Consider the following 12,589-nt stretch of genomic DNA (forward strand, 5'->3'; position numbering starts at 1 on the left):
AAAAATGCACTGATTAGTTAGCTTTACTAGCTGGAGATATTATTTCTCCGACAGATTGGGTATTTGTATACGTAATACCCAGAAAGGCAGCCAGCGTTTTTGCAATCTGGTTTTGAAAATATTGCCCTTCTGCTTTCATTTCGCCCTGATTGGGTGTATCCGGTCCAATTACGGCCATCCAGATCTGATCTGCATGTGATACTTTATCTCCATGATCTTTCCATAACGCCTTGGGTTCATCTCCTCTGCCATGATCTGTTGTAATAATAAAAGTTGTCTTGTCTTTATATTGTGGCTGTGATTGAACAAAAGTCCATAAGTCTCCAATAAAGCCATCAACCATATAGGCGGTTTTTAGATAGGTATCGTACTTTCCAGCATGCGCATAGTCATCAGTTTCATCAAATGATAAGAAAAACACTTTGGGTTTGTTCTTTTTGATATATTCTTTAGCTAGAAAATAAGTCATCCAGTCCAGGCGGGTTGTACCCCAGGGGCTAGGTATTTGTTTTTGCATATCATTCAATAATTCTTCCTGTGCAGATAGTTGCCCTGTTACCTGCTCATAACCTGAGTTGACAGGAATACGGCTTCGGGATTCATTGATGATGAATGGAAATACATCCCATGTTGTATAAGCTGCCACTTTTCCGGTAAATCCTTTTTGCTGATTTATAAATTCAAGAACAGTCTGATTGGGGTTAGGTACCTTATCATTAGAGTTAATATGGGTATCAACAAAGCCTGTTAATGTTTCGCTATAACCAGGATACGAAAACCAGAACGGATTTTTTACATTAACTTTATTTCCATATTGTCGATTTCCATATAATTGTCCTTGTTTGCCTATTGTAGTCCATAAAAAAGGAAATAGTACTTCTCGTCGTTGTTGTACTGTTTCTTTCCAGAACTGAGGTTTGATATCTTCCGGACTAGGTGTAAAGGCAACATCATTGATCAAAGCTGAATCTGCTCCTCTGAATACTTCCTGCCAACGTAAGCCATCTGTCATAATGAGAAATACATTTTCCGTTTTGTTTTGGGCAGTAATAGAGTTCACACATAAAATTGTGAATAGAATGATCAGTATAGGTTTGGGCATGAGTAATAGTGGTTTGATTGTTAGAAAATAAACACAATGGAAGCATTTACTGGAATCAAAAGTAGAGGAAACATATTTCCAGCTGATTAATAAAGTATTATCTCTGAGTGAAATTTAAAATTTTTATTAGATTGCTGATTAACAGGGAAATATAAAAAAAGAATAGAGGAAATATGTCAGGTGGTACAAAGGAAATACAATGTGAATGAAACGGATTCTAATCTTTCGGGTATAAGGACAAGAGTTGATTCATAAAATACTATTATTTTGCAGCCATAAAAACCAATTGCCAAATCTATTGAAACCAGACATTCCTTCAAGTCCAGTTATTACCGTTATTGGAGGCGGTAGTTGGGCGACAGCTATTGTTAAAATTTTATGTGAGAATGATGTTCATATACGTTGGTGGCTGCGCAACATAGAGGATGTTGAGTACATTCGTAAATTTGGTCATAATCCCAACTATCTGAGTGACGTTCAGATTAATCGCCGGAAAGTTCGTACCTTTCATCAGTTGCCTAAAGCACTGGAAGATGCAACACATGTGATTCTGGCTGTTCCTGCTGCTTTTATTCAGGACGCTATGAAAGAGGTACGTCCTGAAGATTTACAGGGAAAAGTAATCATATCTGCCATCAAGGGTTTAATCCCCAACGAAAATATACTAATTACAGATTGGGTAGAGAGTGCTTTCTCTGTTCCAAAGGACCAGATTTGTGTGATTGCAGGGCCATGTCATGCTGAAGAAGTTGCTTTAGAGAAACAATCCTATCTGACCATTGCTTCAACAGATGTAATACAGGCTGCTCACTTTGCAAAGATGATGAGTTGCCGATTCCTTCAGGCTCATGCCATAAAAGATATTTATGGAGTAGAATACTGCGCTGTAATGAAAAATGTTATTGCACTGGCATGTGGTATAGCTCATGGCTTAAATTATGGAGATAATTTTCAGGCAGTGTTAGTTTCTAACTCTATGCAGGAAATCCAGCGGTTCGTGGATGCAATTAACCCTATGCAAAGGGATCTGATGGCTTCTGCCTATCTGGGCGATTTACTGGTGACAGCATACTCTCAGTTTAGCCGGAATCGTACATTCGGAAATATGATTGGACGGGGTTATAGTGTTAAATCAGCTCAGGTAGAAATGAATATGATTGCAGAGGGATATTATGCTATTAAAAGCATTTTTGCTATTAACAAACAATATCAGGTTAATATGCCTATCTCTAAAGCAGTGTATCGGATTCTTTATGAGAAGGCTTCTCCTGCATCTGAAATTCAGAAATTAAAGGCACAATTAAGATAATTTACAACAGGTAAGTTGATTTTTAAAACCAGATAATACGAATAGAATGTCGGAGCTGACGATAGACATGCTGTTATATGCCTATGCACGTGGAATTTTTCCAATGGCAGATGACCGCAATGGTGAAATTCATTGGTATTCGGCAGATCCTCGGGCTATTATTCCTCTGGAAACATACCGTCCACAACGATCCCTGCGACCTATATTAAATAAAAATATATTTGAAATCCGGATTAACACTTGTTTTGAAGAAGTTATGCGGTATTGTGCTGCTCCACGGGTTTCAGATGCTAATACATGGATCTCTGAACAAATGATACAGGTATACACACAACTGCATAAAAATGGATATGCACATAGTGTTGAGGCCTGGTATGATGGACAGTTGGCAGGAGGATTATATGGTGTGGCTTTAGGAGGGGCTTTTTTCGGAGAATCTATGTTTACTTTACGTTCCAATGCGTCAAAAGTAGCATTCCATTATCTGGTACAGCATCTGATCAAACAAGGTTTTGTACTATTGGATACTCAGTTTATCAATGATAATGTATTGCGATATGGTGCTGTGGAAATTCCTGCTACAGAGTACCATCAACAATTGGAAATTGCACTGGCACAATCTGTTTCATTTGTATAAATAGTCCCATTTTGTAAAGACTTCATTGCTGATAGCTTTTCGCCAAAATAGATGGCTATAGAGTGTTGATTTCCTTCTACCACAGAGTCACAAGGAATAATTCCTGTACACAATATTGCAGGATAAGTATTTGATACTTATATCTGACGACATGAAGATTTACTTTTTTGTTTAAGAAGTACATTTTGTATGCTTTCTGGTAAAAACTAACATACTTTTTATTGCCCATCTTTTTCTAGTTAACATCAGGGTAAGAAAAGATGGAGAAAATTTGCGAAATTCAAATGACCACATTCTCAATAATGCCCATAAATTAGCATAAATCCATTATTCTGTCCGATCATTTTGATAACAGGCAGATGATAGTGTTTTGAGTGTATATGCAAGGGTAGTCTGACAAAAATTAAGGATTGTAGTCTGATAACTAATACAATAGATATATGCTAACTGTCTGATGTATAGAGGGTCGCTATAATTACAAAATAGGTTTAAAATTATTAAATTACTTACAGCGTCAAGTGATACACAAATTCATACGGCTTGTGGTATTTATCTGGTTGGGCGCTGGGCTTTTATTTTCACTAAAGGCTCAGGAATATGCCTTGCGTGGTGTAGTGATGGATGACGCATATATTCCTGTTGGTGGTGTACAAGTTTCAATTAATGGTTCTTATACTGTGGTAAGTACACCAAAAGAAGGACGGTTTCAGGTAAATTTAAAATCCCCTCCCACAAATGGAGAGCTTGAAATTGTTGTTACAGCTACTGGATATAAACTTAAATCAAAAGACTTTAATTATTATCAGAAGGAGATAGAGCTAATCATCCAACCTATATATAAAACTTTAGGTGGATGGGTTCGGACTCCTGACAAATCTCCTGTCAGTAATGCTTTAGTCCGATTCAGGAATAGTACTCTTGAACGAAATGCAACAACAGACACTGATGGCTTCTTTAAATTGCAACTTCCCAGTGAGGCACAGGTTACCATTTCAGATTTTGCTGTAGAGGCCTATAAGGTAGATGATGGCAATGTGGAGTTAAGAAAGGTAAAAAATGACAATCTGAAATTTATACAAGAAAACACATTTGTCTTCCTGACTGTATCAGCAGATGACCAGATAGTAGAATTAGCATCTTTACAAGATAAAAATACTACAAATACACTACCTGCAAGTGAGAGTCCTACAAACTATGCCAGTGTTCAAAAAGCTTCTTCCCCTCAGGAACCTTTTAAAATAACAAAAGATAATAAGAACCTTAAGGCTTTGATCAAATTGATTGGTGAGAAGCGGGGTGATAAGGCTATTACCGGAAATCATTCACAGGTAATAGGCAAAGAGATTGAAACTATAAGTAAAGAACTAAGTCGATTACAAAGTGAAGTAACTAGAGCAGCAAATGATCAGGAACGTACTCTTGCAGAAGAAGCTTTTACAGCCTATATCAATGATGAATATATTAACAGTTTTATTGAATCACTCCGAAAGATTGATCCTAATAATCCACTGGTCATTCTCCTGGAGAAATATAAACGGGATAATCAGGATATTCTGGATGCAAAGAATGAAGCAGATCGTCAGTTAAGTATTATTACAAGCCAGTTTCGTGCAAGTAAATTTGTTGTAGTCCTCTTGTTGTTGTTGGTTGGTATTGCTGTATTTTTTGCGTTAAGTAATAATAAGAAGAAAAAGAAGTTACAGGAAGCTTCACAGACATTGGAAGAAGAGCGCCGTCGTCTGGAAGTAGTGAATGAAGAGCTCAAAACACTTATGGGAATAGTTGCCCATGATCTGAAAGCTCCCTTGAACAAAGTAGTGGGACTAACTCAATTACTACCATTGGTAGGCTCTCTTAATGAGGAGCAGACAAAATGTATGCATATGATAAATCAGGTTGCTTTTGATGGTAGACAGTTCATTGAGAACTTATTAGACCTGAAAGCTATTGAAGAACAAAGCAGACGTTTAAAGATAGAACCCCTGGAAGTTATGCAGTGGTTCTCTCGCTCTATAATTGGTTATGAGCAAACTGCAAAGAAGAAAAATATTGAACTAAGACTAGAAAGCAATACCAGTGAAGGCTATGTATCAGTAGATAAGTCTGCATTTGGGCAGATCGTAGATAATCTAGTGTCTAATGCCATTAAATTTTCCCCTGCAGATAAAAATGTCCTGATAAGTGTTGAGGTAGGATATTCATTAGTGTCTATTGCTGTAAAAGATGAGGGGCCAGGAATCTCAGAAGAAGATCAACAAAAGATGTTTCGGAAGTTTCAGCGTCTTTCTGCCCGTCCAACAGCAGGAGAACATTCCAGTGGTCTGGGACTTTCTATTGTAAAAAGGCTTGTTGAGCATATGAATGGTGAGATACATCTGGATAGCAGGTTAGGTGAAGGTAGTACCTTTACTGTCTATTTTCACAAATATGTATTGGAGGCAATTGAGGAAGAGGAGCCAGTGAATCAATAAAATATTTGATTGAAATATGTATCGGCTTGTAATTTCCTTTATAAGCTGATACTTTTGGCTATCATCTCTATCAATGCGATTTTGTCAGAATTTCTGAATAATCTTGAAAGGCACTTACAGAAAACCATTTTAGTATGCCTGGTTTTCACTGGTTTGGGGGTTTCCTCTCTTGCTCAAACTAGTAGTCATTCTGATTCTACATTTTCTTTTTCGGAAGTAAATAAAAAGCGTTTACGAACTTTGGTGATTGGAGGGAGCACCACTTATGCCGCAACTTTAACAGGTTTAAATTTCCTTTGGTATGCAGATGAGCCACGTAGTTCTTTTCATTTTTTTGACGATAACTCTGAGTGGCAACAGGTTGACAAGGTAGGACATTTTTATACGGCTTATCATATCAGCAGAATAGGTGTACAGGCTTTTCAGTGGACAGGCATGCCACGTCGCAAATCTATCTGGTGGGGTGGTTTAATGGGAATTATCTTTCAGACTCCTATTGAGGTCCTGGATGGTTTTTCCGCTGCCTATGGCGCATCTTGGGGAGACCTGACAGCTAATACTGTTGGCTCTGGTTTACTCTTAGGACAATTATTGCTGTGGGACGAAGAACGTATACATCCCAAGTTCTCATTTTATCCTACCTCATTAGCGAAGGTCCGTCCACATATACTAGGTGAAAACCTGATGCAACAATGGTTAAAGGATTATAATGGGCAAACATATTGGTTTGCATTTGATATAAAGCCTTGGTTAAAACAAGAGAGTAATTTTCCTGACTGGTTATGTATAAGTTTAGGATATGGTGCTCAGAATATGATTTCTGCAGACAATGTCCAGAGCAGGTTAGCAGGATACACACCTTACAGGCAATATTATCTATCATTGGATATTAATTTTACCAAGATTCATACAAAAAATCGTTTCCTGAAAAGTCTATTCTTTCTATTAAATAATGTGCATATTCCAGCACCTGCATTGGAATGGAATCCTGTTACTGGTTTTAAAGTACACCCTCTTTATTTTTGAGCAAGAACTTCTCCTCTATATAAATAGTTTACAAGAAAGAAATAGCTGGATAATATTCTAATTTGTTTTAATTATCCGGTTTTATAAAAAAAATAAAAGAAAACAGCAGTATAGTTTTATACTGCTGTTTGATAGCTGATTGAAAACTTGGGGATATTTTTCTCTTAAATGAATAAAATTTAATTTCCGTGAAACGTGTGAAACATCTATCTTTGTAAAGAAGATCACAAAACAAATATCACATAGAACTCTAGAGAAAAAAACGAATAGCAGAACGATTTAGTACGTGTGTGAGAACCGTACTAAAATTCGGGGAAAAGTGATCAATAATCTTTGGATTAAGGCTAAATGGTTAATTTTCAGCTATTTTGCGAATTGAACGGAAGGTTTTTACAGGTAAGGAAAAGCAAGATTTGTATTAACTTTTTAAAAAAGTAACATTTTTTTTATAAAAACAACATGGGATACTGATGTTATTTGATATTCAGTAGGTTACTTATGTTATAATTCAAAGCCTGTAAGTAAGCCAAATCATATATATGGGTAAAATCATAGCCATTGCCAATCAAAAAGGCGGCGTAGGGAAGACAACTACCGCTATTAATCTTGCTGCCAGTATGGCTGCATTGGAATACAAGACATTAATTGTAGATGCTGATCCTCAAGCTAACTCTACCTCTGGTCTGGGTTTTAATCCAAAGGAAATAGAATTCAGTATTTATGAGTGTATGGTTGAAGGGATCAACACCCGTGATGTGATTATTCATACGGATATATCATACCTTGATCTTCTCCCCTCTCATATTGATCTGGTTGGGGCAGAAGTGGAGATGATTAATCTAAAAAATCGGGAAGATAAGATGAAAGAGTCATTACGGGATGTAAAAAACGATTATGATTTTATTATTCTGGACTGCTCGCCTTCACTGGGTCTAATCACCATAAACAGTCTTACCGCATCAGATTCTGTCATTATCCCAGTACAATGTGAATATTTTGCATTGGAAGGATTAGGAAAACTGTTGAATACAATCAAGATTATTCAATCAAGATTAAATACCAGTCTGGAAATAGAAGGTATTCTGCTGACCATGTATGATCTGAGGGTTAGATTGTCGAATCAGGTTGTGGATGAAGTAAATGCACATTTTCAACAGATGGTATTTAGTACAATTATTCCACGAAATATCCGTCTTAGTGAGTCTCCAAGTTTTGGTGTACCAGCTATTGCGCATGATGCGGAAAGTAAAGGGGCTATCAGCTACCTGAATCTTGCACGAGAGATCCTGGCTAAAAATGGAATGATTCATTCTGAATAAGAGTGACTTGTATTGTATTCAGAACTACGTTTACTGTTTGAAACGTGTAGATCCTGGATATAGAAAGAACCAGATAAAAAATCCTGACAATCAAATATGGAATTAAATATAAAAGAGACAGACAATATGGAGACGGCTAAAAATTTGAAACGTAGAAATGCATTGGGTAGAGGCCTTGGAGCCTTACTTCAACAAACTGAGCCCATTAATGAAACGGAACTGACTCAAGTTCCATCTATAAATTCTGTTTCTGACATCGATGTTGATACTATAGAAACTAACCCGTTTCAGCCACGTACTTCGTTTGATCGTGATGCGTTGAATGAACTGGCTGAATCTATTAGAGTTCAGGGAATTATTCAGCCTATTACTGTACGGCAACTAGATAGGGATCACTATCAGCTGATTTCAGGTGAGAGGCGTTTACAGGCTTCTAAGTTAGCTGGCCTTAAGGAAATACCTGCCTATGTGCGTACTGCCAATGACCAGCAGATGCTGGAAATGGCATTGATTGAAAATATTCAGCGTGAGAACCTGAATGCAATGGAGATTGCTCTGAGTTATCAGCGTCTGATTTCTGAATGTAGTCTGAAACAGGAAGAACTAGGTGAAAGAGTTGGGAAGAATCGGGCTACTGTAAATAACTATCTGCGCTTATTGAAATTACCTCCTGATATTCAGGCTGCATTACGTGATAATCGACTCTCAATGGGACATGCCCGTGCCATTATTAATGTTGAGAATATTGAGGCTCAATTAGCTATATTCCATAAGATTATTGAAGAAGATTTATCTGTTCGTGCAGTTGAAAATATGGTTCGTAATCTGGCAGAAGAATCCGGACAGAAAAAGAAAAAAGAACGGAAGCCTCTACGAATGGAATACACACAACTGCAGTATAAACTATCTTCTTTCTTAAGTACAAAAGTTACCTTGAAGAGTAACGATAAGAATCAGGGTGAAATCCGGATTCCTTTTGTGTCAGAAGATGATCTGAACCGTATTCTGGAAATATTGTCATTAAGTTAATAGTATATTTGAACCAACTGTATGCTGGCCTGATTTTTGATAAAATGATAAACCCGCAAAGCAACTTCTTGCGGGTTTATCATTTTAGTCTCTATTGCTCCAAGGTTTATTATCTGCTAAGCAGAATGTTGTAATATCACATGTATGATTGATCAAATAGAACTGAAAATAGTATTCAAATCTGTTGTAGTATTTGTGTTATGTCTATTTAGTACTTTTACTGCTATAGGTCAGACAGATACTACTAAAGTTGGCCCTGAAAAAGCTCGTGTGGTTAATGCTGCCAAGGATACCTTGCTAATTGAAGGTGTTAATCCTCATTCTCCCCGCCGTGCTACAATGTTGGCTGCTATATTACCCAGTGCCGGGCAGATTTATAATAAGAAATACTGGAAGGTACCTTTAGTATATGTTGGTTTTGGGATTATTGGTTATTTCATTTATGATAACAATCGGACCTACCAGAATTTTTTACAGGCGTGGACTGCCAAGTATAACGGAGGCAGCAACGATGGACCATTCATTTTAGCTAAATTTTATCCGGAACTTTCAGCTCAGCAATTAGAAAGACTAAATGATGTAACTGTACTGAAACGAAATAAAGATCTTTTTCGCAGATACCTTGAACTCAGCATTTTGTCTGCTGCTGCCTTCTATGCATTACAAATTATAGATGCCAATGTAGATGCTCACCTGAAAGGGTTTGACTGGAATAATCATAGCATTAGCCTGCGTTTTGAACCCATTATTGAGAATAATTATGCTGGTTTGGGCTTTCGTCTTCGCTGGTAGATGTTCTAATATATTCTTTAGTATAGTTTTCCTACACCTCCGGATATTTCACTGACATAACATCATTCAGAACAGAAAGATGTTATTTTTGTGCCTTAGTTGATTTCCGATACCTTTTTTCATTCTAACCTGCATTTTCATGAATATCCTTATTCTTGGTTACGGTAAAATGGGCAAAATGATTGAACAGATTGCCCTATCACGTGGTCACCAGATTAAACATAAAATCAGTGCTGACAATATCCATGAATTGAATCAAATAGATCCTAAAGAAATAGATGTTGCCATTGAGTTCAGTGAACCTGGTGCTGTTATTTCTAATCTGTATTTTTGTTTTGACCATCATATTCCAGTAGTGTCAGGTACTACAGGCTGGCTTGATAAACGGTCAGAAGTAGAAACACATTGTATGCAGAAGAATGGCGCATTTTTTTATGCGTCTAATTATAGCCTGGGTGTGAATATATTTTTTCACATAAATAAAGTGTTGGCAAAACTAATGAATCGCTATCCTGATTATGATGTGGTTATGGAAGAAACTCATCATACAGAAAAGAAAGATGCACCTAGCGGAACTGCACTTACATTGGCGGGAGATATTCTGGATGAGGTTGTACGAAAAAATAACTGGGTAAACCATGGGGGAAAAAATGCATCAGAATTACCCATCATTTCTCACAGGATTCCAAATGTACCTGGTACTCATGTGATTCGTTATACTTCTCAGGTTGATGATATTGAAATCAAGCATACTGCACATAATCGGGAAGGGTTTGCATTGGGAGCAGTACTGGCAGCGGAATGGATTGTTGGAAAGCATGGGGTTTTTGGTATGGATGATATGCTGGAGTTTTAATAGTTATCAGAGCTCTCACATTGATCAGTTGCACTCAGAAAAATTGATGAATGTATAGTATAATCTATAGAACTCTATGCGGATTGCAAAATATATAAGCGTCGTTCTTGCAAGTATGTTTAAGTTTATAGGGGGACCGTTAAGCGGAGTCGCTTTAGGGTTGCATTGGACAGAAACATATCTGCTTACTGTAACAGGAATGATGATAAGTGTTATCCTGTTTACATTTTTGGGGAAGACACTAAAAGATAATTTTTTGAGTCGTTTTTATAAAAAACGACTCTTGTTTACCCCTCGTAATCGTAGATTGGTAAAAATATGGCGCAAATATGGAATGCTGGGAGTTGCTTTTCTGACTCCTATAATTCTAACTCCTATTGGGGGAACAATAGTCGCTTCTTCATTTGGAGAATCTAAATTCCGGATTTTTTTATATATGTTTCTCAGCGCATTGGCCTGGGGGGTAATATTAACACTGATTATTGATAAGCTTGGAGAAAAAGTATTGGGGTTTTTCTGAAGATTGAATTAAGCCCGGTTTCAAACCGGGTTTGTTTTTATCTGGAAATAATAGTTGCATGGCCAGCATCAAGAGACAAAATCTGAGTAACGCAAGATGGAATTTCCTCTTCATAATGAGTGACATATAGCAACGTCTTATTGAGCTGCAGGCAAATCTCATTAACCAGATCACGAAACTGTCTCATTCTGCTGGTATCCAATCCCTGACATGGCTCATCAAGAATAAGCAAAGGAGGATTCCTCACTAAGGCTCTTGCCAGTAATACTTCACGTTGTTCACCTGTTGATAGTTCATCCAGTTTCTTTTGTGAAAGATGGCTGATATTCAACAAGTGTATATAGTCATCTATCAGTAATTCTTGTTCAGGTGTGGGTGTCCGATAGAATCCATCTGTGTTGAAAAGCCCCGATACAATGGCTGTATACACTTTAGTTTGTTTGGGGAAATACAAATGAAACTCCGGAGACACAAAGCCAATACGTGATTTGATATCCCATATACTTTCTCCACTACCCCGCTTCCGATCAAACAGCAAGAGGTCATTAGCATATCCCTGAGGATTATCTGCATTGATCAGGCTCAGAAGTGTTGATTTTCCAGAGCCATTGGGCCCTAATACTGCCCAACGTTCTCCTCGTTTTACTTCCCAATCAATAGTATGTAATACTTTTTTATCATTGTAAGACACTGTAACATTCCTCATTTTAACAGCATAGTCAAAACTAGTATCTGTTTGCTGGGACAGTGCATGAATACGTGCATTAACCTGTATAGAGGGTGTTTCCTGATCTTCTATTGCAGACAAGGCTAGAGTATCTGTAATGCAGGTTGGTATTTCATTGGAGGTTGTAGTGATAATGATGGTTGTACCCGTTTCTGCAAGATGGTTTAATACAGAGTGAAGAATCTGCCGAGACCCAATATCCAGTCCGACAAAAGGCATATCAAGTAATATGGCCTTGGGTTGTTTTAGGAATGATCGGGTTAATAAAACACGTCTTGTTTCTCCATTGGAAAGAGTCATCAGTTTTCTGGGCAACAGATGACTGATTTTTAATATATCTGCAGCCTGATTTATTTCATTATCTGTGTACTTGGGAGGCCCCAGAGTTACAGATGCATCGTCAATCGTACCAATAGGCTTCATTTGATCTGCGAGAAATTCCCATACAGTAGGAGAGTTCTCAGAGTCATAGGCATAAAAGCGTTGCTGATAATATTGTGCTGCAGACTGAAGTATCCGATTACCAGAATAATCTTTAGTAACCAATTCCAGTGAATCCGCAATCCATTCATTATCCTTCAGAAAGTGATAGGTTGCTGCCCCTCCCATGAATGGTATTTTACCTGCCAAAGCCTCTAACAATGTGGTTTTTCCTGATCCGTTGGGGCCAACAATAGCCCAATGCTGACCTTTATGAATATCCCAGTTAAAGTGTTGAAAAACGATTTTTTCAAATTTTCGGACAGAAATGTTCTGAAGAGTGATGAATGGTTGCAAGTGGCTAAAATTTAGATAGAAGGA

Annotated in this window: 11 protein-coding genes; 9 read left to right on the plus strand and 2 right to left on the minus strand. The window is 37.5% G+C overall.

The annotated features are described in order from the left end of the window. Nucleotides 1–13 precede the first annotated feature (13 nt). Entirely contained in the window at nucleotides 14–1,102 is a 1,089-nt protein-coding gene (locus QNI15_RS22130; protein ID WP_314033557.1) for an alkaline phosphatase family protein, read from the minus strand. A 298-nt stretch (nucleotides 1,103–1,400) separates the two neighbouring features. Between QNI15_RS22130 and QNI15_RS22135 the strand changes: the two genes are divergently transcribed. From QNI15_RS22135 to QNI15_RS22175, 9 genes are all read left to right on the plus strand, one after another. Further along, a complete protein-coding gene (locus tag QNI15_RS22135; RefSeq protein ID WP_313979653.1) occupies nucleotides 1,401–2,411 on the plus strand; it encodes an NAD(P)H-dependent glycerol-3-phosphate dehydrogenase in 1,011 nt (336 codons plus the stop codon). A gap of 46 nt (nucleotides 2,412–2,457) precedes the next feature. Then, nucleotides 2,458–3,048 carry a leucyl/phenylalanyl-tRNA--protein transferase gene (gene aat, locus QNI15_RS22140; RefSeq protein WP_314033559.1) on the plus strand — a complete coding sequence of 197 codons (591 nt, stop codon included), beginning with the start codon at nucleotides 2,458–2,460 and terminating at the stop codon, nucleotides 3,046–3,048. Between the two features lie 518 nt (nucleotides 3,049–3,566). Beyond that, nucleotides 3,567–5,519: an ATP-binding protein gene (locus QNI15_RS22145; RefSeq protein WP_314033561.1), complete on the plus strand. Its 1,953-nt coding sequence runs from the start codon at nucleotides 3,567–3,569 to the stop codon at nucleotides 5,517–5,519. A gap of 54 nt (nucleotides 5,520–5,573) precedes the next feature. Beyond that, nucleotides 5,574–6,545 carry a DUF2279 domain-containing protein gene (locus QNI15_RS22150; protein ID WP_314033563.1) on the plus strand — a complete coding sequence of 324 codons (972 nt, stop codon included), beginning with the start codon at nucleotides 5,574–5,576 and terminating at the stop codon, nucleotides 6,543–6,545. A 539-nt stretch (nucleotides 6,546–7,084) separates the two neighbouring features. Continuing rightward, a complete protein-coding gene (locus tag QNI15_RS22155; RefSeq protein WP_313979645.1) occupies nucleotides 7,085–7,864 on the plus strand; it encodes a ParA family protein in 780 nt (259 codons plus the stop codon). 96 nt (nucleotides 7,865–7,960) lie between these two features. Continuing rightward, on the plus strand, nucleotides 7,961–8,893 hold the full coding sequence (locus QNI15_RS22160; RefSeq protein WP_390902208.1) for a ParB/RepB/Spo0J family partition protein: 933 nt from the start codon (nucleotides 7,961–7,963) through the stop codon (nucleotides 8,891–8,893). A gap of 144 nt (nucleotides 8,894–9,037) precedes the next feature. After that, complete coding sequence (locus QNI15_RS22165) at nucleotides 9,038–9,685, plus strand: DUF5683 domain-containing protein (RefSeq protein ID WP_313991403.1); 648 nt, start codon at nucleotides 9,038–9,040, stop codon at nucleotides 9,683–9,685. A gap of 139 nt (nucleotides 9,686–9,824) precedes the next feature. Beyond that, entirely contained in the window at nucleotides 9,825–10,541 is a 717-nt protein-coding gene (gene dapB, locus QNI15_RS22170) for a 4-hydroxy-tetrahydrodipicolinate reductase (RefSeq protein ID WP_313979640.1), read from the plus strand. Nucleotides 10,542–10,656: 115 nt separating this feature from the next. Further along, nucleotides 10,657–11,061, plus strand: coding sequence for a small multi-drug export protein (locus QNI15_RS22175; RefSeq protein ID WP_313979638.1), 405 nt, complete (start codon nucleotides 10,657–10,659; stop codon nucleotides 11,059–11,061). 37 nt (nucleotides 11,062–11,098) lie between these two features. Here QNI15_RS22175 and QNI15_RS22180 read toward each other — a convergent pair whose 3' ends face one another. Then, nucleotides 11,099–12,565 carry an ATP-binding cassette domain-containing protein gene (locus QNI15_RS22180; RefSeq protein ID WP_313991401.1) on the minus strand — a complete coding sequence of 489 codons (1,467 nt, stop codon included), beginning with the start codon at nucleotides 12,563–12,565 and terminating at the stop codon, nucleotides 11,099–11,101. Between the last annotated feature and the right edge of the window lie 24 nt (nucleotides 12,566–12,589).

The sequence above is a fragment of the Xanthocytophaga flava genome (assembly GCF_030068545.1).
GTDB classification, from domain to species: Bacteria; Bacteroidota; Bacteroidia; order Cytophagales; family 172606-1; genus Xanthocytophaga; species Xanthocytophaga flava.